Below are 25,313 nucleotides of genomic sequence, written 5' to 3'. Positions count from 1 at the left end.
ACCTAGTGATTTACGGGACCTAACATTAAGAGAGAAGGAAGAGGAATGTCTGTAGATTGAGCTAGTAACCCATATCCATATCCAGCTAGCCCATTCATGAGTCCCTGAGTTTCTATTCTTTTAGAACTGAGTTGATCCATTCCTTTTAAATCTATGTCCTGTAATACATATTCAGTTAGAGAAGCTATTTTATTATTAAGGCTTGTATCATCTATTAATTGGCTAGCTATTTTTAAAATTTCTATCTGACCGAAATTCCCGTGACAAAGAGAATGATTACAGGCAACTCCTCTTTCTAGAGTTGTACTAATTGCAGTCAGAATTTCTTGGTCTATTAAGTTATCCTGATAGCCAATATCTTTTAAGATTAATCGACTTAGAAGTATTCCTGGAGCGCCATGGCACCAAGAGTATTGGAATGTATTATCTGTGAATGACCTCTTCCAATTCTTTTGCGAAGATACATAATTACCTCTTTCAAAACATAATCCTTTTTTTATGGTATCTAAAAGAGTTGGATCTTTGTTAATTGTATATAAACGAGCGAGCATAGACACAATTCCAGAGGTACCATGAGCAAAGCCTGTGTAAGCTATATTATCTAGAGGAGATTGCCAAGCGATACCTTTTCCAATAGTAACAGAGCTATTAATTATTTTATTAGCACAAGTTTCTGCTCCTTTTAAGGCATTTTGATAATCGGTAGTTTTGTATATAGATAGAAGTATGCCTAATACTCCAGCTAGGCCACTGGTTATGTCAATTTCCTCTACATGTTTTAGAGAGGCGTTTATTACATCTACTCCGTTATATACTTCTTCCTTTAGTTCCGAATCATTCCAACACTCTGCAATAATATACATACTGTAGAGGCAGCCAGCCCAGCCATCAAAAGCACCCAGGTGAACCAACTCATTAGGGTTAGTATTTTTAAATTGTTCTCTAATAGAGTTCAATGAAACATAACTAGCCTTTTTAAAATCAGTACGATTTGTTAGCTTAGACAAATATGAAAGAAATATGGCTACACCTGCATTTCCATTATATAAATCCACTCCAGTAGGACTAATACGCCAGTTAGATTCTTCTGTACCATCAAAAATGGTACTAATCCAACAATAGTCGGGGAGATTATTAACTTTTCCATTTATAGCTTTTGAAAGAATATACTCTCCAATTTTTACAGCCTGCTTGAGGTAATCGTTTTTTAAAATAGTTTTATCAGGTTGTTTTTCAAGGTTTATCTCAATGGATTCGTTACTATATTGTGAGTCCCCTGCTAGTACGGACATATGAATAATATTTAGTTGTAACGATAAATCATTTTTAGATAAATGAGTAATTTTTGATCTTATCAGTTCTCTATTACTTTTTTTAAAATAGTTATCTACTCTGTTTAATTTATCAATATAAAGATGAGGCTCATTGACTTTTGTGAAGAAAAAAGGTATGTCACCATTTAATAAATCCTTTTTCTCTTTTTTTACAATTATGTCGATATTATTTTTTTTAGGCTTATTAATATTAACTCTGTGTAAAAATAGATCCCGCGTAACCCCGTTTCTTAAAAAATCAGGGTGAAAACTTTGATTAAGCAATCGACTATATTGATTTGTGGGACGAAGTATAAAGCGTGTTTCTAGATTATTAAATTGTTCTAATTTATTTCTCATTATATTCTTATGATCCATAACCCATGTATATAATTCGTGGAATCCATATTTAATCTCCTCTATATAATCTGAATTTTTAATGGTTTCTCCGAGAATATAGGGGTTGTTTTTTTCAGATTTAATATTAAAGAAGTCTTTATCTAACCTTATAAGATCTGAGTTTAAATTAATTATTTTTTGTACTTTGTATGAAGATTTTTGTTCGAATTTTGCACCCATTCCACTTAGATCTACGCCCACGTTATTTTTATTTCCTTTTTCCAGGAAGGCTTGATGAGGTAACATCCCGATTGAATGCACGGATTTTTTTATGAGTTCATCAGCTTTTTGTATTGCAGTTTTGTTTTTTGCACCATCATTAAAATCAAAAAAGTTCTGATGCATTAAAGATTCCAAGTCTATGGGGACTGGATACTCAGAGTGAGCTATAATATTTTCATGGTGGAAGTCTGTAGCATTTAAGATGTACATTAAAGCCAATAAATTACCTGTTCTTATATAGAAGTCTTTTACTTGAGTTTCTTTTTTACATCCTAAATGTTCTATAAATTCAGTCCAACCATAGTTCTTTCTATCCAATACATTTATTTCAAAAAAATTATTTTTTGTAGCTTTTTGGGAGTTGAAAAATTTAATTAGCTCGTTATACTGCTGATCAATACATAATGAACGGGGCTTATATATAATTTTTTTCCCTGATTCAAATTCTATTAAAACAACACTTTTCCCGTTATGAGAATCACCTAAACCAAGATCGATGCCTTTAATCGCCCCTAATTCGTTACCTTGATTATAAATTAAATTTAAATCAAGTTTATCTCTTTGAGTATTTTCTATAATTTCTGAAATATATTCAGCCCATTTTTTTACGGTTTGTAATAATAATCGGAAAAGCACGGAATATTCATTGTGAAAGTTTTCTAAATAGTGTTTATCCGTAAGAGAATCATTTAAAAAAATATTATATCTTTCTTCTGGGGTGAGTTCATGATTGTTAGCCAAAATTCTTTTAACATTAATTTCAAGAATAAGTGTTTTATGACTAATTTGAAATAGCCTATTAATCAGATTTAATAGTGGACGGTCGAGAAAATTTTGATTACTTATACCTTTATCCTTTAGTTCTGAAAGACCCAATTCTAAAAAGGGGATAAAAAAAGTAGAGAAAGGAATTGATTTTTTAATTTTCATTTCAAAATTTTCTTCTAGATATTTTTTATTACCTAAAATATCGAAATATTTACTCCCTAAATCAACTATTTCATCATCTAACCTGAATGAAAAATCAGAATAATGATAATCATTCAAGCTTTCTAAGGAGATATTCGAAATAGCATTTATCGATTCAGCTAATAAGGATTTATCATTTTTAAAAAATTTAGCCCAATATAATTCTAATTTAAGATTTTCTTGCATTTGCTTATTATTAATGGATCGTTCATTGATATATGAACTATTTTTAAGTACGTTTTGCATTATAATCATCCTTATTTTAAAAATAAGGGCCGGTAATAATAACGGCCCTTTGAAAATACAAATATATTACTTAATTGTATGTAATTACAAATTGCAAGCGTAAGTACATTCTTTTGTATATGTGCAAAACATTCCGTTATTTCCTAAGAGTTTACTTAGATCCCCTGGATTTAAAATTAGAGAGCGGTTATCCACACCTTCTCCGCCAGCAATGTGAAGATCGTCTTCACTTATTTCTTCGAAAATATCCCCTACTGGATTTTCAATACCAAAACCTTGAGTCTGATTAATAGGATTTTTCCATTTTTTAATAATATTACTTTTTTCCATACATAAACCTCTCCTTTATTAGAAATATTTGGCATTTCAATTTATAGAATAATTCAAATGATTTTAAAAGTCAATTGATTATTAAAATATAGAAATATCACAAAAAGGGGGTTGTTTTTATATTTTGGGGAATGTTATCATTTAGTTGCGTTATAGAAAAATGGGAGGTTTTGGAATGTCTAGAGGCGATCTCAGAAGAACTAAAGAGAGTTGTTATGGTGTAATAGGAGAGGTTAAGGAAGAAGAATTGAAGAAAATGGCAGGGGCAGGGACTGAAGGGGTAGAACCTAGAGCAATCTATCATTCAATTACTTTTTGCTTTACTCTCGAGATTGGGAATCATAGCTGTTATCCAGCAAGTAAAAAATGTTAAAGGAGATGGGGATTTTGAATCATTCAAGTTATGTAAACAAAAAAAAATTAAGAGAAAACTTTAATTTTGAAGAGACAATTGGATTAGTTGATGAGAAGGAGCTAGCTCAATTATCAGGTGCTGGTAGTGAGGTTAACCCTAGAACTGCTTGGGCTTGTGTCATAACTGGCGTCCTATCTGCGGCGCAGTGTCCTTCTACAGCTTGTAGTAGCAGGTGTACAAAATAATTACTTATTATATAATCGTCTGCAAATCCTTAGATATAGGGATTTGCAGGCACTTAAGGAGTTGATATTATGAACACAAAGCTGGTTATAGATAAAGCACTCTTGAAAAAGGGTACTTATATAAATGAAAGAAAAATTAAAACAAATAAAATACAAAACATTAATATAGAATCCCCTAAGGCCAAATTATGGAGAAAATCAGGTAAATTTACAAAAGAAACCTTTCAAGAACGTTTAAAAGAATACAATTTGGATATGGGTGAGTTTTTAAATATTCTTGATGATGAGCAAGTGTCTCTAGGGAATGAAGAAATAAACTGGATTAATAGTTTAATAGAAGTATTAAATATTGAATACAGTTCAGAAAAGTACATCAAAATTACGAAAAAAATCGTCTTCAGTAATTTTGTATTGCCATTTATAGCTTATGCCGACAAACTTTTTATAAATAAAGCAAATTCGGTCAATGAGAATCTAGTAAACTGGGATTCAATACGTGAATCTATTCTATCTTCACTAGCTCTTCACTTAAGCGAAATTTCAGTTAAAATACTAATCAAGGAAATACATATCTCGAAACAATTAGGAGAACTTGAAGGTGCAAGTAGCGAATCGCGTTATAATTATTTTAATGAAGTAATGCTGAAAGATATTGATTTTATAACAGATATTCTAACTGCTTATCCTGTTTTAGCAAGATTGCTAGTAGAAAAAACTGAGAGTTATATTAATTCTCATACAGAGGCTTTAACTCGATATATAAAAGATTACCCTCTAATAGTGCAGCAATTTGGAATTGAAGGATTGGATCTAATAGATATTGAAAGTAATCACGGTGATTCACACAAAAATGGAAGAACAGTTATTATATTTAAATATAATAATGAAAAGAAATTGGTGTACAAACCACGTTCAATGAGTGTAGATGAACATTTTAATGACCTACTTGAATGGATAAATTGTAAGGAAAGAAAATTCGATTTTAAAGCACCCAAAACAAAGAACTGTGGTATATATGGTTGGCAAGAGTTTATTGATCATAAACCTTGTGAAAATTTAGAACAAGTAGAGTTATTTTATTATCGTCAAGGTGGATACTTGGCATTATTATATTTATTAAGGTCTAAGGATTTTCATCATGAAAACCTAATTGCACATGGATCACATCCTGTCCTAATTGATTTAGAGACTTTATTTGATAATGTGATCAGGTTTCAAGATTATGACCCTATTTTAGACGATATATCATCTGATTATCATGATTCGGTATTAGGGTCTGCAATGTTACCATTTAATTTCGCAAAACGAAAAGGAATGGATTTAGATTTTAGTGCATTAGGAACCATAGAAGAAGGAGAAATTGCAGAGTTTTCTAAAAACTATTCAATTGATAATGAAAACACGGATGAAATTAGACTGATAGAAGTACCTGTTGTTGCTGAAAAAAAGGCTAATTTACCTGTTTACAATAATAATTCTATACATTCGGATAAATACATAAAAATTATTGAAAGTGGTTTTCGTACATTATATACTTTTTTCCTTAGAAATAAAAAACAATTAACTTCAATAACCGGTCCAATTTATAAGTTTAAAAATGATGAAATTCGTCATGTATTTAGGGGGACTAACCTATACACAAACTTTATAGCTTGTGGAACTCACCCTGATTATTTGCAAGATGGACTTAGCAGGAATAGGCTATTTGATATCCTTTGGATCGATGTTAAAAATGAAGAGAGATATAGAAAATTCACTCATAGTGAATGTAATGATTTACTCAATCAAGATGTTCCATACTTTACTTTTGAATTCGGTGGTAGGGATTTAAAAAACAGTAAAGGAGATGTCATAACTAATTTTTATAACAAAACCAGTCTGAGTTTAGTACTAGAACGGTGTAAGGAACTCAGTTTAAATGATTGTAGACGCCAGCAAAGATATATACGTATGTCTTTATCAACATTAAATAAAGACAGAGGAGAAGGAATGACAAAGCCTACCCCAGGGGGAGAAGGAGATTTTGAACATATAGCCTTTTTAGAAGAAGCTACAAAAATTGGTGAAGAAATTGCTAATCATATAAAAAATCCTAAACATGAGGGGAAAATTAATAACTTTGCTATGTCAATTGATAAAAATAGTGAGAATGGGGGAGTTAATTTAAGTCCTTTAGATGAAGGGATTTATGATGGGCTAGCTGGTTTAGCATTATTTTTTGCTCAATTGGCGTATGAAATAAATGATGATTCCTATAAAAAATTAGCTGAAGATATATTTGATTATTCCCATAAAATATCTGATTATAATATGAAAAAAAACAACATTTCTGCTTATACCGGTTTGGGTGGAATAGTATATACAGCAGCTTATTTCCACTTATTATGGGGAGATAATAAATATAAAAAAATTGTGTTTGAATATTTAAAGTTAATAGATGACAGAATCGGAAGCAGCCCTTCACATGACTATTTAACTGGGGAAGCGGGGGCGCTTTTATTATGCCTACGTATTTATAAAAACTTTTCTCATAAAGAAGCTCTCTTAACCGCTATCAGGTGTGGTGAGTATTTATTTAAATCGTTATCTATAGAAGGTGAAATAGAGAATTTGTTAGCCGGTATGTCTCATGGAGCTTCAGGATATGCATGGCCACTAATGTTACTTGGATACGAAACAGGTGATAATAAATTCATCAGTATAGCAAATTCTTTAATAAAATATGAAAACACTTTATTTGACAAAGAAAGCCGAAATTGGATTGACCTAAGACCTAATGTCAAAGCTAAAACTAACTCCTTTTATTGGTGCCATGGAGCTCCAGGAATTGCACTAGCAAGAGGGCATATGCTGAGTTTAGTCAGTGATCAAAATTTTGGACAGCATACTTTAAAAGAAGATCTTCAGATAGCTATTGAAACTACACTTGAAAATGGATTTCATTCAAATCATTGTTTATGTCATGGCGATTTAGGTAACATAGATATTTTGTTAACTATAGCTAAAAATGGAAGTGATAAAGAGTTGTTAAAAAAAGTTCTAAACAAAGGATATGGAATATTAGAACAAGGGAAAAAAATGGGATGGATGAACGGGATTGATAAAAGGTCAGAAATGTATGGTTTTATGTTAGGTTTATCAGGCATAGGTTTTGAATTGTTAAGGTTATGGAATCCAAACATACCTTCTGTACTTGATCTAGAATTACCATCATAAAAGGAATGAAATAGATGAAAACTTATACTTCCAAGCATAAGAGAAAAGTTCCATTTATAGAACAAATGCAACAAACTGAGTGTGGACTTTGTTGTATGGCAATGATTGCCTCATATTATAAAAGTTCTTTTTCTTTATATGAAATGAGAGAAGCGACTGGAAATGGTAGGGATGGAACCTCTTTAAAACAAATGAGGGAATTGGCAAGGAATTTGGGTTTCGAAGCTAATTGGTACAAATTACAAACAGAGCAATTAGTAGATACAGAGGGCCCTGTAATACTTTTTTGGGATAATAAACATTTTGTTGTTTTAGAAAAGATTGTTAATAAAAATTATGTAATCGTTGATCCGGATGGAGGGCGAAAAAAACTTTCCAGAAGTGAGTTTGATAAATTTTTTACTGGATACACTTTAACATGTATACCAAAAAAAGATTTTATAAGAAAAAAAGCTAAAAGCGTATGGAAACCATTTTTAAAACTATTGATTAATAAACCAAAACTGTTAATTAGTGTAATAATAACTGCAATTTTATTGCAGTTATTTACATTAGGTGTCCCTATGATAATACAAAGTGTTATTGACAGGGTAATAATACCCTCGAGAGATAATTTACTTTCCATCTTCTTAATAGGGATTGTCTTTTTAGTGTTATTTCAATCAGGGGTAAGTTTTATCAGAGGGAAATTATTAATAACATTAAATAATTTTCTTGATCAAAAGATGATGACACAATTCTTCAGGCATCTTTTAAACTTACCGTATAGTTTCTTTCAACTGAGATCATTTGGAGATTTAATATTTAGGTCTAACAGTTTACTAAACATCAGAAACTTATTATCAAATCAACTTATTATGGGCACCTTAGATGTTAGTTTAATTATAGTAATTTTAATCTATATGATTAATAAATCTATATTAATGACAGCTTGGGTCGTATTAGTAAGTATGCTTAGTATACTATTGGTTCTCTTAAGTAAAAATATACTGTATCAAAAAAACCAAGATGAGATAACTAAAGCTACTAATGTTCAATCCTTCCAAACTGAATTATTATATGGAATTTTTGGTGTGAAAACTGCAGGTACAGAACGTTCAATGTATAATTCGTGGGAAAAACTATTTAATAAACTATTGCTAGCCTATCGAAAAAAAGGAAATGTGTTAAATTATATAAATACATTAAATGGTCTTTTGAAAATGTTAGGTCCTCTTATTGTACTTTGGTTAGGGGCCCAGCTAGTTTTTTCTGGGGAAATAACTTTAGGAGCACTAGTAGCTTTTCATTCACTTGCCATACAATTTTTTAATTTAACAGGGTCTGTTATAGATACTTTTAATTCATTTCTCGTGACCGATTCTTATTTACGTAGAGTACAAGATGTTTTAGATTCTCCACAAGAACGCAAACCCAAAAACCCTACAATTTTAAGAGCGTTGAGAGGGGAAATTGTCTTAGATAACGTGTATCTAAAATATGCTGAAAATCAAGAATATATTTTGAAAAATATAAACTTAAGGATAAATCCAGGACAAAAGGTGGCTTTAGTAGGTAAATCTGGAGCAGGAAAGAGTACATTATCTAGATTAATTCTTGGTTTATATGAACCAACTCAAGGAAGCATCTATTATGATGGACACAATTTGTTACATCTTGACAAAGAGACTTTCCGAAAAAAAATAGGTGTTGTGCCCCAAGATGTAAGTCTCTTTAATCGTTCAATCAAAGAAAACATTGCGTTACACCAACCGGATGCCACCATGGAAGACATAATTGAAGCTGCAAAAGTTGCAAAAATCCATGATGAAATTATGCTCATGCCCATGAATTATAATACTATCATATCTGAATTAGGTATGAATATTTCTGGAGGACAACGTCAACGTCTTGCGATTGCAAGGGCACTAGTGCACAAACCATCAATTCTGGTCTTAGATGAGGCAACAAGTTCGTTAGATCATGTGAACGAAAAAGAAATTGATGAGTATTTATCAAGTATTAATTGTACGCGAATAGTGATTTCACACAGGCTTACATCCCTTGTTAATTCAGATTTGATTTTGGTATTAGATAACGGGGAAATCATTGAGTCGGGTACTCATGTAGACTTAATAAATACAGGAGGATTTTATGCTCAATATTATCAGCGATTAGAACATACTGAAGAAAGTGTGTATTCTACAACCTAAATGTGAGCCCATTCGTAATTAGATTCAGTTTTGGTGCAAATATATAATGAAGAACATGAATAACAATAGATTTCTAATGGAATCCTCCCTTATGCTACTAGATTAAATACTTGATGAATGAGTTTTTTCTAATTTTGGACAGACTGTTTTTTAAAATTAAACCACTTCTTTTTAATCATATGCATAGCTTCGATACCACTTAATATAGAAATGGCTGTTTGATATGACTTAAATCCTAATATTCAACATACACGTTTCTTAATAAAACGATGATTCTGTTCCACGATGCTGTTCAGATATTTTATTTGTCCTACTCGGATGCCTTCTGGCATCTTTTTTCGTTTTTCAACTGTTAAATGGATGCTGGATAAGCTGGATTTTTATCTATCGTTATTACAAGAGGTCTGTTAACATACAAAAGGCGTTTGGCTGCTTTGACATCTCTCGTTTTACTAAGTAAAACGAGAGATGGTACTCCCATCTGAATCAGGTGCCCGAAACCATTTGCTTTTGATAATAATATATGGTTGAAATTGCACCAACGAGAAGTGAAAGAGAAATTATCATGATAATGTATTGTCTGAAATAGATGATACCAGCCGGCATCCATAAAATACATACAGTTAACAAAACAAGTAACGAACTATACATGTGATAACCTATTTTTAATTTAATTAAGTACGTCTTTTCATTCTCTAGCTTTATTTTTTTGAAAAATGTAAATATCACGACAATCGAAAATAACATGATAAATGTTGTCATACCTACAAATAAATTAAAATGGAGGATATCATTAGCTAACCAGTTTTCTAACCATTGAAAGATGAGCATGTTTCATCGTCCTTTCTTAAATTACTTCGACACCAAAATACTTGGTAATTCTTAGGTTTAATAAAAAAGATGATTCTGTTGCAAAGCTTCACATACTGATAATTCTGTTCGATGAGATTGTTTAAATATTTGATTGTACAATGGGTCCTGTGTTTATAGAAAACCTTTTCCTTTGCGCACAAAATATGCAGGTGCCTTATCTGTAGTGAGAGAACCATTGATTTTTACGAAGCTGAATATCGAATGTGTGTCCCTCTTATCTGTGTATAAAATGCCAAAAATTTCGCTAGAGTTATCTTCAAGGAATTTTCATAATATTTTTACGAAGGAGACCTCACACTCGAAATGTGTAAAATCATCGACTCCACTTTTTCTATCTATGTGCAATTTATCTTTTAAAAGACTACGCAAATTATCTCCTAAAGTTACAGCTCAAGTTATCTTTAAAAGTATACCTTTACAAACTTTGCAACGGAATCCTTTTGGTGATGCTTGGGCTAAAAAACATTTCAGAAACCTGATATTGCATAATCGCTTTCATATGTAACAATCATTTACCTCAGCTTAAGTTAATTCTTTCTTTTTCTTATTATATTGTGAATAGGAATATAGGAAGAAAAGGAATGCAATGATAAAAATCCATGGTGATAAAAAGCGAAGCATCGCAAATGGAGTTTCAAATAAAAAAGCACTCCAAAACGCTGTTCCTTCTTTTTCCCATAATCCTTCCGTTAAATAACTCACTTTAGGATTGAACAAATGAAAAAATGACGGACCGTTAAATAACACGACTGTGTACATAAAAAATATCATCGCACACGTAAGCGAATAGTTCGACAATCGCTTGTAAAAAGCGACTTGAGACGTTTGATCGGAGAACATTTCATCACGCCCATCCTCATTCTTTTGCCAATAGTGCATGCTACCGAAGCGACTACCATAAACATGCTCCCAGCCAAAATCTTCATGTATTGCGATGTATTCATTGTATTTTTCTCTGCTCATATAATCTTGAAAGTCAAGGCGCATTACTTTTTTAATATTTGTCTTTTTAAATGTATATATCCCAAACAGATTGACACTGGTACATGTATATCCTTGAGCAAGCATATCGTTTAACCAAAATTGTTCGTTTAAAACATTTGTAAATAACTTAAATTTCTTCATCGAACTACCTCATTTCATAGAGTGATAATATATGTTGCAACCTTCTTTTTTCTATGCCTAAAATTTCCTCTCCAGTCTGTGTAATTTGGTATATTTTACGTCTTCCTGTTTCACCTGGTACCAGTTCGATCCAATCTTGTTTACTCAAATTTTCGATTGCACCATAAAGCGTGCCAGCTGCTAAAATTACATTCCCTTGACTCAGTCGTTCTATTTTTTGCATAATTGCATAGCCATGTAATGGCTCTCGTAACGCTAATAAGATATAATGCATCGTTTCGGATAACGGCAGTAATCTATGCTTCATTTATTCACCTCATTTATTCACCTCATTTATTAAGTTCAACTATACAGTTTAACTTAATATATATTATATACAGTTTAGATATTCATTTCAACTAAATAGTTGAACTACACAAAAAACATACACTGATTTTAATCAGTGTATGTTATAACTAGAATTTTTAATTACAGAATGATTTTTTCTTCTTGCTCATTGGTGAAAAGGACTTTTACCTGAATAAATATTATTCAATCCTAATAGAGTAAAGGGTTCTCTTGGAAATAAAGGATACATACCAAAGAACAATAAGGATTGCTACCAGAATCGTTCTTTACGCTATTAATCCAAATAACTGATGAATACATCTATTCTGATTTTTTACAGACTGCTCCCTTAATTTAAGTTGACGTTTTTTGACCATATGCATGACTTCTATTCCAGCAATTATTGTTTCAGATTGCAGCAAATGTAAAAACTGAATATACCCTTTGCATTCAATTGTTAATAAGATATCTAAAATTTAAGATATTTTTTGAAAGCATTCTTTCCCATCCCCCCCGAAAAGAGATAGCTTTTCAAGCTATCTCTTTTTTATAAGTAGTTGATTATTTTTATTATTCTGAAAAGTACACCTTTTGAAGTACCTGAAACTCTACTCAATTTACCACTTCAAAGGGTACGCCTTTTGATGTAGTAATAATTTTATAAAAATCAATGTATCGAAAGATTCAAGAAAACCTTATGAAGGACTTCAAAAATACATAGACCTTTTGAATCATATATGAATTGTTGGGGGAAAGTTATCCTTCAAGTTAATGTTGCTTCCATAACCCACTTAAAATCATAATTTTTATATGAATATGTTAATAAGAATAACGGTATAGGTTATTAGAATTGAAAAACATATAAAAAAGTTATCCTTTTTAAACATGTTAGAGTAAAAAGGATAACTTTTTATATACAATGAAATTACAATTTAGAGTGTCTATTTGAAAATATGTTGCTTTTATTACTTAATGTGGTTATTTTTTACGAATTCAGAGAAATTATAAATAAACTTTAGGATAAATTGCAATTCATCAACATTTTTTTGATGTAGTAGAGAAGTAATAATACTAAGAGATTCCTCTCTTTGAGGATTATCGATTAAATTGATATTACCAAAGTTTAAAACTTTATCAGGTGAAACCTCTAGACCAACAGCAATTTTTTGTAGAGTAAGCATGGAAATGTTCCTTTCTCCACGTTCAACGCCACCAATGTAAGATTAAGTTATACATACCAGTTCTGGAAATTGAAAAATGGATAGAAAATAAAGTACTATTAGAAAGTATTTTAGATTTTTTGAGTGGAGATAAATGGGATATAGAATTCAGATCTCGAGAATTTACTGAAAAAGAAATCGAAGCTAAAAAGAGAATTGAAGAATTTAATGGTGAAAAGATTAATAAAGAAACGATTTGTATGTTTTCGGGAGGATTAGATTCCTTTATAGGAGCTATAGATTTACTTAATGAGCAAAGTTCAGTAAATAATTTATTATTTGTAAGTCATTATGGGGGCGGCAAAGGTGTAAGAGAATACCAAAAATTCTTATCAGAAAAACTAATAGCTCATTATGATTTAACATTAGATCATTTTAAATCATTTTTTGCTAGCGCCAAGAGGGGAGTAGAGGATACAACAAGAACTAGATCACTAATGTTCTTTTCTCATGCTATTGTAATTGCCACAGGCATGGAAGGGCAAGTGAATTTGTTAATCCCAGAAAATGGTTTGATATCTTTGAATATTCCCTTAACTAATTCTAGGTTAGGTAGTAGTAGTACTAGAACAACTCATCCTTATTATATGAGGCTATTACAAAAGTTAATTAATAATTTAAAGATTAATGTTAATATAAGTAATCCATATCAGTTTAAAACTAAGGGCGAAATGATTCAAGAATGCAAAAATATTGAGTTTTTAAAAGAAAATTTAAATTATACTATGTCATGTTCTCATCCGGATCAAGGAAGAATGGATGGGGAAACTGAAACATTGCATTGTGGATATTGCTTACCTTGTGTTATACGGAGGGCATCAATATTAAAGGCAGAAATTGAGGATGGGAGTAGATATAGAGATAGGGACTTTACCAGTGGTCCTACGGCAAGAACTAATCTTAATTCTTACAATATAGGTATTAAAAAACACAATAAAAAGTATGTATTCTTGAAAATACAGAATTCAGGACCTATTGAAACAAATATAGAGCAATTTATAGGTGTTTATAATAGAGGCATGGAAGAACTTAGCTCTTTATTGGAGGAGTATAATGAAGAAGTTTTATCATGATACACATCTGCATTTAGATTTATATAAAAATACTTATGAAATTATAGAGTATATAAATAAATATAAATCATATACAATTGCAGTTACTAACCTACCTATTTTATATGAAAGAGCAATGAAAATATTTCCCCAAAGTAAGTATATACGCTTTGCAGTAGGGTTTCATCCAGAGCTAATCCAACAATTTTCAGAGCAAATCCCGCTTTTTTATGAAAAAATAAAAAAAAGTAGATACATAGGGGAGATAGGATTAGATTTTAGTAAGAACAATCTAAATTCAAAAGAATTACAAATTCAAGTGTTTACAGAGACGGTTAAGATTTGTAATGAAATAGGTGGGAAGATTTTAACGATTCACTCTAGAAATGCTGCTGAGACGATTATAAATATAATAGGAGTAGATTTTAACGGGAAAATTATTTTGCACTGGTTTAGTGGTGGTTTGAAACAATTACACAGAGCTATTCAATACGGTTACTATTTTTCAATTAATCAAGAGATGTTGAGAAGTAAAAATGGTAGAGAAATAATTAGCCGGTTACCAGAGGAGCGAATATTAATTGAAAGTGATGGACCCTTTACTAGGGGAATAAATAAAGATTATAAAGTACAATTTATAGATGAAATTGTACAAGAGCTATCCCATATTAAAAATTATGATGTAGAGAAAGTATATGAATTACTTAAAAATAATTTTAAGGAGTTATTAAACTAGACACGAAGGAAATTTCATAGAGATTAGTTTAATTTTTGTATTGAAAATATATTTTATAAAAATTATGTAATAAATACGTATTGTATAGTAAAAAACTCAATTTAAATTTGTTAGAAGTGTGGTTTTGCTGTATGGTAATACAAATTATCTGCTAATTCTTCAATTATATATTAAATTATTAAATACTCTTGTTAATAGTTTGATCATATAGGACGAATAATTCCAGTTTTTAAGCAAGAAATAATATATATTTCTTGCTTTATTTAAAATGTAAATATAGAGAATTTTATTAATTAAGGATTCTTTTTATTGGGTACATTCAATTTTGTAAAGAGGGTTATTACTTTTCGTAAATTGACGTCAAACATTAATTATACCTATTACTTTGGAAGCAATTATTAGACATGAGGAGAGAGCGATTAATGAAATGAAAATAGAATTAACGCTAAATTATTTTATTTTTATTATATATAGATATATAATAAAAATAAAAAGTTAGGTGAATAAAGTGAATGAAATATTAAAACAAATTTCTAATTTTTTAGGTTTAGAAAATAATTCGTTAGAAGCGTTTATTTTGTTTATTGTGTTTTTTATTGCAGCTTGGTTAATTAAAGAGTTTAAAGATATTTACAGTAAAGAAAGAGAAACTTTATCATTAAAACAAATAGAAATGAAAGAAAAATTATCAAGCGTGAAATTATCTATAAAGTTATATAGAAGACAAGAAATAGAGATGAAAGATTTGTTAGAGTCTATCTTTAAAATTAATGCATATCTAAATCGTAATAAATATAAAGAACTAAAAAATATTTTAGAGGATATAGATAAAGATGATTTTGTAGATAAATTAGATGATTTTGTAACAAATCTATTAGATACAATAATGAATCAGACGAATATGCATATAATAAAAGAATATAGTATGGCTCAAGATGTTGAAAGGTTTTCTAGAAGAATGAAGGACATTGTGTTACCGATTATAGCTGCAAGTATTGTTATTTTTTGTTCTTGTGTCCTGTTAACATTTTATGCTTCAGGCAAGACTCCTTTTTGGGGAGCTATGCGCATGTACTCATTTATATTTTCTATATCTTTTCTCTCCATTTTTATCAACTCTTTGTTCAGCAAACAGGATGATATAAAAACTAGAATTTATTTTGGCATAGTAGCAGTTTTATCTACTCCACTTTTATTTTTCGAAAATATTTATTGTTTAATAATAACATTGTTAGGTATTTTGGGAGTTGTTCTTATTCGAAAATATAAGGATGAATAGAAAAGGTGATTTTGCAAATAGAGTTTAGAAATTGAATGTTTTCAGGTGTTGAATGCTGGAGAATTGTTATATAGAATAATGAGAGAGAATAAGGCTTCTTTAATTAAGTTTTTAATATAGTATAAGAATTCATAATTTATAACTCGAATTGTATTGACTGAATTAGGATAGAAGACATTTAGTTTAATATGAAAACAAAAAGGTAATTAATGTAAAGTAAAGATTAGTTAGACTGGAAACGAAAATCTAATTGATACAATAATTTTCAGTCTAACTAATTTTTCCTCTTGCACAATGAATCCATAGAAAGAGGTTTTAATTTACATACTTATCAGAATTATGTAAAGTGTAGATAAAACCATATAATGGGGTGTTCTTTATGTGTACTAGTTTGACATTACAGACAAAAAACGGTCAGCATCTTTTTGCAAGAACGATGGACTTCACATTAGATTTGAATCAAGAAGTAATAATCATTCCTCGACATTACCAGTGGAATAATATAACTGGTGAAATCATTAATACGAAACATGCTACGGTCGGAATGGGAATTAATCATCAAGGAAGGATCATTATGGCGGACGGAGTAAATGAAGCAGGTATGACATGTGCGACACTCTATTTTCCAGGATTCGCTACTTATAGTCAAAGTATAGATGACAACAAAACGAATCTCGCTCCATTTGATTTTGTGACTTGGAGTTTGACACAATTCAACTCTGTCAAAGAGTTAAAGAAATCTGTAGATAGCCTTACCTTTTTGGATATACCATTACCGGATTTAGGGCTTACGCCACCACTACATTGGATTTTAGCGGATAAATGGGGAGATTGCATTGTACTGGAGCCGACAAATGAAGGATTAAAAATGTATGACAACCCACTAGGGGTGATGACGAATAGTCCGGAGTTTAATTGGCATTTACAAAATTTAAGACAATATATAGGCCTTAAATCGCAGCCATTCGCGCCAACAGAGTGGAGTAACTTACCATTAAGTGCTTTTGGTCAGGGCTCGGGCTCAATGGGACTTCCAGGAGATTTCACCCCGCCATCAAGATTTGTGCGGGCAGCATATGGCAAACAAAACATTCAAGGTATAGATAGCGAAGAAGAGGGAGTATCGGCCCTTTTTCATATTTTATCAAATTGCGAGGTTCCTAAAGGCGGAGTAATAACAGAAGAAGGTGCATTAGATAATACTATATATACAAGCGTAATGTGTATGGAGTCCGGAACATATTATTATCATACCTACGATTGTAGACAAATTATAGCTATTCATTTATTTCATGAAAATTTAGATACAGATGAGATTAAAGCTTATCCGTTCCAACGAAAACAAAAAATATTTTATGAAAACTAAGTAGCTTTGAAACAATGGTTGGTGAATTTTTGAATATATATAATAGAGCAATAATGGCCTATAAAAAGTAGCAATCGGAAGGTATATAATTGATAATCTAATAAGTAACCCGAATAAATATCCCTTAAGAAATAAATAGACATAAAATATTCAAGGTATTATATAAATACAATCCAATGACTTCTAGAAGGTCATTAAAGTGCTATTAGGTGAAATAAACATGGACGTACGCCATTTATAAATAGTAAAGAATAAAAAAGGTATGGAAACTATCCATACCTTTTTTGTTCTTCCATTATCTATGTATAAAAAAGCGCTGTATATCAGCACTTTTTAAAAGTACATGAATTGTATAAGAAAGATTTATTTATTACCTATAACTATGCAAGGTCTAATATAGATTTTTATTTGATTAATTGCTTAAGAGCCTATCAGGTTATTTGTTTTTATTATTAATTTTTTCCGTATATAACACCTGTTCTTTATAGTGTTTTTTAATTGGGAAAGTATGTGTACCAGAGCCGTTTTTGAAATTTTTATTGATGGGGTTTTTTAGGGGGATTGTTGTAGTTTCAGTAAATTCATATGGGTAGTTTATTTTAGATTTATCTTCAAACATAAAAATGCCTCCTTTTAGGATTTCCTGAATTCTTTACTATAACATGATATGCATATGGATTTTTTTGGGACTAGTTATTTATATAGGTTAATCGAATTAAATTACGTAACTACTGAAATATTTCAAAGGAAAACAATATGAGAAATATATGAAAATGCCTTCTTTTATTGATTATTGAAGGAAGTATTGCATATATATTCGTTATAGATTGTTTTTATAATGTGATTCATATAGGGTTTTCCTGATAATATAATGGGGGAGATTATAGTGTTATTAGGTTATTAGGAACATTTAATGCTGTTTCATAACTGAAAGGGAATTGAAAAAAAACTGAAACTTTTCTCATAAAAATTCAATCTTACTTGAAAAATGAAAGGAAAATGAAATTTTCCAAAAGATATTCTTTGTTAAGATAAAAAGCATACATACAAAAAGTATTGACATATCTTAAAAATGTATTTTCAAGATATAGTGGGGGAAAAGATGAGAGTAGAAAAACAATTAATAAAAAAGATGTATTATGAAACATTCCTAATGGAGAATGAAACAAAACCACCGCTTGACGTGCTTGGAGAAGTTTATGTAAACGAAGAAAGAAATGAGATTTCTGATGGATCTTATATTCGTTTTGCACAAGGTGAATTTTATTATCGCCATCAAGATTTTGAAGCAGCTATTTTTAAATGGGAGAAAGTTAATAATGAATTAACACCATGGGCACAAAAAAATATTGCGGATGCTTATTTCGAGCTTAATCAATTACCAGTTGCTGAAAATGTTTATACTTCCATTACTACTGATAATATAATATTGATGACAGAAATTAGACTACAATTACTTTCTCTTTACATAGAGCAAAATAATTTTGACTCCGCTTTCGCTGTTATTAAAGAAGCAGTTTCTTTAAATCCGGATTATCCAAATGTAACAAAAATTGCCCGTTCTTTTTATGAGGAGCAGCAAGATTTTGATAGTGCAGTAGAGCTTGCTGTGAATGAGTTAATCCGAACAGAATCTTATCCGTGGTTTGAGGTTTTAAAAGGATATATCGATAAAAGATTTACTAAACATATTTCACCAGATTATTTCTATGAAGTATTAGTTACGTTAAATAATGTAGATCAAGTACAATTTACGCAAATGGTTTCATCACTTTGGAATAGTTATAAAAATGAACAAAATTATTTATTGTGGCTTAACACAATAAATGAATTTTTCTTACATATTGAAATAGAGTCGTCCGATATATGGGACAAAATTTCTTCTCTTTACGAAGAAACGTATTTTGAATTAATTCAAGGTCAATATATGCTTAAACAATTGGATGATATCATTCCGAACTTGTTAACAAATTGGTTAAAGGTAGTCAATCCACCTTATGCTGTATTTCCATCTGCCGCTGTATTGGCATGGGATGAAATCTTCCCATCCAAAATAGATTCAGTAAATATAAAACATGCGGAAAGCCTGTTGTTATATTCTATTAATCATGTGAATGGCTTAGAGTATAGTTTGCATCTTTTTGAATCTATTACAGAGTGGGCGCAAAATCATAATATAGAAATGGGTCACCGATTTAGATGGTTAGTTGGCGAACTCGCAGATTTAAGCACAACTCGCATTTTAGTAACAGGAACTTCAGGGAACGGAAAAACTACATTCATTAACTCGATATTAGGAGAAAATATAGTAGAAAAATCAATTTCAAATGTAGTAGTTTTAAAAAATGATGCTCATACAGAAATTAACGCCATAACAGACTCTGCAATTACAACAACGGAAGATATCTCTGATTATCATAATATGATGTCTCAACACCATCAAACATATAGAGATAGAGCATGTGTTGAATTTAAATTACCATGCAGATTTTTAAGTAAAAATAAACTTACATTTGTAGTTACACCTGGCTTTAATAGGAATAACGATACTAGAGATGATATATTCGAATATTTAAATTCTGTAGATGAATTACTATTCGTATTGAATGCGGATTCACCTTTTACTGACAAAGAACGTGACAGTCTATTAAGCATTCAAGAACATACACCAAATTTACAAATTCATTTCTTATTAAATAAAATCGATAACATATACAGTGAAGCAGAAGTGAAAAGAGTATTATCTGATACGCAAGCGAGAATAAATACATATTTCCCACATGCGAGAATTTTCCCTTACTCTTCGTTATATACAAGTAGTCAACAATTAAATGAGTTAACTGAGTTTATTCATTTTAACTTTTATCATAAAAATATTGATGCAGAACGTACTGAAAAGCTGTTGTTTTTCATTCGAAAAACAATTACATATCTTTTGGATAAACGTGTTGAGAAAGAAAATAATCTAGTGGATGCGATTAATTGGAATGAAGATATGCTAGTGAAACTAAATGGTAGCATTAATAACCTTACTGCTTTTGAGAAGGAAAAAATTCATTTCATTACACAGTCATATCGTACAATGAAAATGGAAATTACGAATGATCTTACTGAAAATATTCCGAAGATATTACAGAGTTGCTCTAATTTAATTAGTGAAGAAAGTGATTTCGGGCACATTGATACGGAACTAAATAAAGCAATGAATGAGAGAGTGCATAAATATTTAGAACAAACGGTATTACCTAATCTTGCTCTTTCTATGCAAAATTGGATTGAAGCTTCTAATAATGAGCTTCTTCAAAGTCAATCATATCTAGAAGAACTTAGTGAAGGACTTAATTCTTTATTTGGAGAAAATCGAATACAGTTAGCATGTGATTTTAAAGTGCTTGATGACTGGCGCAGAGATACGGACAGAATGACGACTAGAATACAAATGGATGAAATAAATATTTTACGTCGATTTACGCCAGCGCAATTTTTACTGAAAAGTGCCGGTAAATTATTTGGAGTTCTTCCTAAAAACAAAGCTATGCTATATAATAAATACAAGCAATATGTAGAAAATGAAGATTATACCGAGGTAACGGCTTCTATTATGAAGAAATTTTTCTTGCAATTTGAGCTGTTTGAAAACACGCAAGAGCGGGATATAAATATATTCTTTAGGAATCCATTTAACTCCTTGAAACAAGCTGTAGAAAATACGCAATTAGAAATACAAGAAAAACAAGAGATGTTACATAAAATGAAATCAAATCCTGAAGTTTATCATGATTCTATCATGCTCTTTGAATTGAGATTACGTCAATGTGAAGTAATTTTAAATATAGGTGATGATCATGCCTATACAGATGTAACTTTAGAAACAAGCGTAGAATAAAAGTAAAATATATGAGGTTTTTCATATGAAATTGCATCTTATGTTATAAGAGAGCAAAAGGGAGCAACTGTAATAAGTTGCTCCCTTTTCATATTTACATTATTTTTCAGTTTCTTTAATTTTAGTTTGTACTTCGCCAGTTTTCATTTTATTACTTTCTGAGAAACGTAATAAGTCGCCTTCAATAATTTTGTCAGACATTCGTAATTCATTTTGTGCACGGTTAATGAGTGCTTGTGCTTCTTTTTTTGGTAAATCTACAATTTTACCTGTTATGCGGTCATAGAAAGTGTTGTTTTTGTATGCATACTTGTCTGTAATAAAGCTACCGTCACGTAAAACGACAAAACCGGTATATTCATCTGAAAACATATCATGACCAAAACGAATATCGTTCGTAGTATCAATTCCTAATAAATTTAGAATAGTAGGTTTCATATCGATTTGTCCCGTAGGCTTTGAAATCGTTTGACCTTCTGTTTGTTCAGGGATATGAATATATAAAGGTGTACGTTGTAAATTTAAAGTGTCAAATTCTGTTATTTGATCTTTTTCTAAAAACTGTGCCATTGCACGATTATGTTTTTCAGAAATACCATAATGATCACCGTATAACACAATAATAGAATCATCATACATTCCCTCGGCTTTTAAACGCTCAATAAACTTTTTAATTGATTCATCTAAGTAACGTGCCGTTACGATATAGCGATCAAATACACCATTACCAGAGTTGTATGGTTCAATGAATTTTGTATCTTCATCATACGTAAATGGAAAATGGTTCGTTAACGTAAGGAAACGAGCGTAAAATGGTTGATCAACAGTTTTTAATATATCTACTGATTGATCAAAGTATTCGATATCTTTTAATCCCCAATTTAAATTTGTTTCGGGCGTAATTTTATAATCAAGTTCGTTATAGTAACGATCATAACCAAGGGCAGAGTACATGATATTACGATTCCAAAATGTTGCGTTATTCGCATGGAATACAGAAGTGAAATAACCTTGTTGACGTAAAATTTCTGGAGTCGCAGTATAATCATTGTTACCGTGTGTGAAAAATACAGCTCCTCGATTTAATGGATACAACGACGTATCGATTAGAAATTCAGAATCGGACGTTTTTCCTTGCCCAGTTTGGTGGAAAAAGTTATCAAAGTAATAACTTTCATTTATGAATTCATTCAAGAATGGTGTAACTTCTTGCCCGTTAACTGATGCGCCTATTAAGAAGGTTTGCAGGGATTCAAGAGTAACGACAATTACATTTTTTCCTTTCGCTGCACCAAACCTATTAGGATTCGGCTCACTTTGGTTTGCCTTTACGTAGTTTTCAGTTTCTTGTAATTTACTACTATCAGCAAGTGCCTTTTGTGATCCTGCTTTTACTTGCAGTGTTAAATCATATACTTGATGAGTGTATAGTCCTAAATTTTTAACGAGCATGACTCGGTCGAATGATCTCGTTAATAGTTCAGGTCGTTCTTTTTCTGCAAGATGTAGATTCGCAAAAAATACACCAATTGTTAAGAGAAAATATAACAAGCGTGCCGGATGAGTTACACGTCCTGTTTGGAAGACGAGTGCCTTCTTCTTTAACAAAATAAAGAAGAAAATAATGTCTACAAATGCGAGTATAATTTTGTAGTTCAATATTTCTATAATACTGCCGCCTAATTGGCCAAAGTTTGATGTTTGTCCAAGTACTGGTAACGTAACGAAATCGCTATAAAAATCATAGAACATGACATTCCCAACGAGTACGATTGTTAATAAGAAATTTATACATAGCGCTATATAATTTCTCTTTTCACCGGTTGCAAATAATGCTAATCCGACAAAAGCTAATGATGCAGCGAGTGGGCTAATAAATAAAATAAGCTCTTGTGTAGAAGACTCAATTTTTAAATCAAAACTGAATCTTGTAATAAGATATGTTTTTAACCATACTGCTAAAGCAATTATTAAAACAAAGCTTAAATTTTGCATTTGTAAATTAATTTTATTTTTCATTTTTACACCTTCTTTATACATTTTATTTAACCTTTGTTATATATTATGTTTTTATAACTATTGGAGTGTGATGAACCATTTAGCTTATGTTTTCTAAAGGTAATAATATGAAGTATTCATATACGTACAATGGGGAATTTTAAAGCGTAAATCTATTTTTTAGAAACAGAACAGAAAAAGTCATAGTTGTAGTAAAAAATACTTATAGACATCCTAACATATTAAACACTATGATGATGTTACAAAATATCGAACAAATGAAAGGGGAAATAAATAGAGGCTTTTAAAACTGTTGACATTCAATTTGTTGGAATTGAATGTCAACAGTTTTGAATACATAGCTATATGAAATATGTATCTCGTAAAATCCCGATTCCTGGTAGGGGAATCGTTAGTAAGTTATTACTATGGAAGTTAAAATATTTAATTGCAATCTTAATGAAGGAAATTAAATATGAGATAAATATTTTCCAACGTACAAGCCACTTGCAGCAGCTTGGGATAATGAATGAGTGACACCGGAACAATCTCCAACTAAAAATAGTCCATGCACACTTGTTTCAAAATGGTTATTGATTTTTATCGTAGGAGCATAGAACTTTCCGTCAATTCCATATAACAAAGTATCTTTATCAATCGGTTCTTGGATAAGTTGTTCTAAGCGTAATAAAAACCCTTTAAGCCCTTCAATATATAATGGAGGAATTTCTGTATGCAAATCGCCATAATCTCCTTGTAGTGTAGGATGTATACGGTTATGTTTTATGTCGGTCTCTGTTGTAGGCTGTTCATTTAGTAAGTCCTCTAAGCGCTGAATAACAATCCGATCTCTTCCTTGGTTAATGTTTTTAATAATTGAACTTGCGTATATATTTGCTTCTTTGAGAGTTGAAAAATAGCACGGGATAAATAAAGTGAAATTTAAGTTAGTTGTGCCAGTTCTTTTCTCTCGAAAATTTTGACCGTCAGGCATAACTAAACCTTCTTCGTACTTTCTAATAATACGTCCTTTTGGATTCATACAGTACGTAGTTGCTGTGAAGTGTTCATGCTCATAAGAAAGTTTAGTCTCAAATGTATCTTTTAATATAGAACGTAATTGGTGTTCGTTCATCTCTACTCTAATACCTAAATCTACTCGAGTTTGTTCCTGAGAAATATTTAGAGAAGTGCACAGTTCTTTTAACCAATCCGCTCCGGAACGTCCAGTTGCGAATACTAGTTGCTTAGATTGAATGGTTCCTTCATTTGTCTCTATTGTAAAATGATCTTTCTGTTTCATAATATGATGTACATCTATATGAAATTGTATATTTATTTTCGTAAGTAAAAATTCGTAGAGCTGCTGAAAAATGTCACTTGAAAGCGTAGTGCCAAGATGCCGTACTTCGGTTGTTAGCATTTGTAAACCACACAATTCAGCTCTCTTATTGAGAGTTGGATTTTCTGTAGAATATTTCGAAACAGAACTTCCTCCGAACTGACATAGAATTTCATCTACTTCAGCCATAAGTTGTATAAAGTCCTCTTTACCGACTTTTTGCTCAAGTTCGCCGCCAAATCCGTTTGTATAATTAAATTTCCCTTCAGATTTTCCTAACCCGCCAAACCCAAAATATTTATCACATGTAGTACAAGTACACGCTTTTCCTTCGTCTAAAGGGCAATGGCGATCTTGTAGAGCTTTCCCTTTATCAAGAATTAAAACCTTTTTGTTACTTTTAGCTAGTGAATAAGCCATAAAAATGCTACTTACTCCAGCGCCGATAATTGTAACATCATACATATTCTTTCACCTGCTAACGAATAGTTTGTTTTTTATTTCTCTAGTGTATATCAATTTTATGAAGTTAAGAAATAGCTTTTATTAATAAAGAGGTAGTTTTTGAACTTGATACTTTTTTAATTTCTCAGAGTGATGGAGTAAATACAAATGTCGGAAG

Annotated in this window: 17 protein-coding genes and 3 pseudogenes; 9 read left to right on the top strand and 11 right to left on the bottom strand. The window is 30.9% G+C overall.

What is annotated here, in order from left to right:
• Window positions 1–2: 2 nt before the first annotated feature.
• Together AAG068_RS18555 and AAG068_RS18550 are read right to left on the bottom strand one after the other, a co-directional pair.
• Window positions 3–3,149 (bottom strand): type 2 lanthipeptide synthetase LanM family protein, encoded by a 3,147-nt coding sequence (locus tag AAG068_RS18555; protein ID WP_342715406.1) that lies wholly within the window; start codon window positions 3,147–3,149, stop codon window positions 3–5.
• An 84-nt stretch (window positions 3,150–3,233) separates the two neighbouring features.
• Window positions 3,234–3,479, bottom strand: coding sequence for a plantaricin C family lantibiotic (locus AAG068_RS18550; RefSeq protein ID WP_342715405.1), 246 nt, complete (start codon window positions 3,477–3,479; stop codon window positions 3,234–3,236).
• A gap of 175 nt (window positions 3,480–3,654) precedes the next feature.
• On the opposite strand from AAG068_RS18550, the gene AAG068_RS18545 reads away from it, so the two are divergent.
• From AAG068_RS18545 to AAG068_RS18530, 4 genes are all read left to right on the top strand, one after another.
• A complete protein-coding gene (locus AAG068_RS18545; protein ID WP_342715404.1) occupies window positions 3,655–3,852 on the top strand; it encodes a hypothetical protein in 198 nt (65 codons plus the stop codon).
• Window positions 3,853–3,866: 14 nt separating this feature from the next.
• Window positions 3,867–4,079 carry a class II lanthipeptide, LchA2/BrtA2 family gene (locus tag AAG068_RS18540; RefSeq protein WP_342715403.1) on the top strand — a complete coding sequence of 71 codons (213 nt, stop codon included), beginning with the start codon at window positions 3,867–3,869 and terminating at the stop codon, window positions 4,077–4,079.
• 69 nt (window positions 4,080–4,148) lie between these two features.
• On the top strand, window positions 4,149–7,295 hold the full coding sequence (locus AAG068_RS18535; protein WP_342715402.1) for a type 2 lanthipeptide synthetase LanM family protein: 3,147 nt from the start codon (window positions 4,149–4,151) through the stop codon (window positions 7,293–7,295).
• A gap of 14 nt (window positions 7,296–7,309) precedes the next feature.
• The gene (locus AAG068_RS18530) at window positions 7,310–9,487 is read left to right on the top strand and encodes a peptidase domain-containing ABC transporter (protein WP_342715401.1); all 2,178 of its coding nucleotides are present in this window, start codon (window positions 7,310–7,312) and stop codon (window positions 9,485–9,487) included.
• Window positions 9,488–9,615: 128 nt separating this feature from the next.
• Here the strand turns inward: AAG068_RS18530 and AAG068_RS18525 are convergent.
• The 6 genes and pseudogenes from AAG068_RS18525 to AAG068_RS18495 all read right to left on the bottom strand — a co-directional run.
• A pseudogene (locus tag AAG068_RS18525) lies at window positions 9,616–10,017 on the bottom strand (DDE-type integrase/transposase/recombinase); the annotation flags it as partial.
• Window positions 9,974–10,318: a hypothetical protein gene (locus tag AAG068_RS18520; protein ID WP_342715400.1), complete on the bottom strand. Its 345-nt coding sequence runs from the start codon at window positions 10,316–10,318 to the stop codon at window positions 9,974–9,976. The gene AAG068_RS18520 and the pseudogene AAG068_RS18525, both read right to left, overlap by 44 nt.
• A gap of 564 nt (window positions 10,319–10,882) precedes the next feature.
• Window positions 10,883–11,485: a DUF2812 domain-containing protein gene (locus AAG068_RS18510; protein ID WP_342715399.1), complete on the bottom strand. Its 603-nt coding sequence runs from the start codon at window positions 11,483–11,485 to the stop codon at window positions 10,883–10,885.
• Between the two features lie 4 nt (window positions 11,486–11,489).
• Window positions 11,490–11,792, bottom strand: coding sequence for a PadR family transcriptional regulator (locus tag AAG068_RS18505; RefSeq protein ID WP_342715398.1), 303 nt, complete (start codon window positions 11,790–11,792; stop codon window positions 11,490–11,492).
• 307 nt (window positions 11,793–12,099) lie between these two features.
• Window positions 12,100–12,219 (bottom strand): annotated as a pseudogene (locus tag AAG068_RS18500) (IS6 family transposase); the annotation flags it as partial.
• Between the two features lie 558 nt (window positions 12,220–12,777).
• Window positions 12,778–13,035 (bottom strand): annotated as a pseudogene (locus AAG068_RS18495) (helix-turn-helix domain-containing protein); the annotation flags it as partial.
• Between AAG068_RS18495 and qatC the strand changes: the two are divergent.
• The 4 genes from qatC (at window position 13,035) to AAG068_RS18475 (ending at window position 17,465) form a co-directional block, all read left to right on the top strand.
• Entirely contained in the window at window positions 13,035–14,105 is a 1,071-nt protein-coding gene (gene qatC, locus AAG068_RS18490) for a Qat anti-phage system QueC-like protein QatC (protein ID WP_342719786.1), read from the top strand. The pseudogene AAG068_RS18495 and the gene qatC overlap by 1 nt on opposite strands.
• Window positions 14,086–14,820, top strand: coding sequence for a Qat anti-phage system TatD family nuclease QatD (gene qatD, locus AAG068_RS18485; RefSeq protein ID WP_342715397.1), 735 nt, complete (start codon window positions 14,086–14,088; stop codon window positions 14,818–14,820). Before qatC ends, qatD begins: the two co-directional genes overlap by 20 nt.
• A gap of 508 nt (window positions 14,821–15,328) precedes the next feature.
• Window positions 15,329–16,099, top strand: a complete 771-nt coding sequence (locus tag AAG068_RS18480) for a hypothetical protein (protein ID WP_342715396.1) — start codon at window positions 15,329–15,331, stop codon at window positions 16,097–16,099.
• 379 nt (window positions 16,100–16,478) lie between these two features.
• The gene (locus AAG068_RS18475; protein ID WP_088064271.1) at window positions 16,479–17,465 is read left to right on the top strand and encodes a choloylglycine hydrolase family protein; all 987 of its coding nucleotides are present in this window, start codon (window positions 16,479–16,481) and stop codon (window positions 17,463–17,465) included.
• 436 nt (window positions 17,466–17,901) lie between these two features.
• Here the strand turns inward: AAG068_RS18475 and AAG068_RS18470 are convergent, their stop codons facing one another.
• Entirely contained in the window at window positions 17,902–18,084 is a 183-nt protein-coding gene (locus AAG068_RS18470; RefSeq protein WP_342715395.1) for a hypothetical protein, read from the bottom strand.
• A gap of 483 nt (window positions 18,085–18,567) precedes the next feature.
• Between AAG068_RS18470 and AAG068_RS18465 the strand changes: the two genes are divergently transcribed.
• Window positions 18,568–21,351 (top strand): dynamin family protein, encoded by a 2,784-nt coding sequence (locus tag AAG068_RS18465; RefSeq protein ID WP_342715394.1) that lies wholly within the window; start codon window positions 18,568–18,570, stop codon window positions 21,349–21,351.
• A gap of 99 nt (window positions 21,352–21,450) precedes the next feature.
• On the opposite strand, the gene AAG068_RS18460 is transcribed toward AAG068_RS18465, so the two are convergent.
• Complete coding sequence (locus tag AAG068_RS18460) at window positions 21,451–23,370, bottom strand: LTA synthase family protein (protein ID WP_342715393.1); 1,920 nt, start codon at window positions 23,368–23,370, stop codon at window positions 21,451–21,453.
• Window positions 23,371–23,818: 448 nt separating this feature from the next.
• Window positions 23,819–25,156, bottom strand: a complete 1,338-nt coding sequence (locus AAG068_RS18455; RefSeq protein ID WP_342715392.1) for an NAD(P)/FAD-dependent oxidoreductase — start codon at window positions 25,154–25,156, stop codon at window positions 23,819–23,821.
• Window positions 25,157–25,313: the final 157 nt, after the last annotated feature.

This window comes from Bacillus paramycoides, from assembly GCF_038971285.1.
GTDB lineage: Bacteria > Bacillota > Bacilli > Bacillales > Bacillaceae_G > Bacillus_A.
The sequence above is the reverse complement of the archived record's forward strand: the minus strand, read 5'-3'. Positions and strand labels throughout refer to the sequence as shown.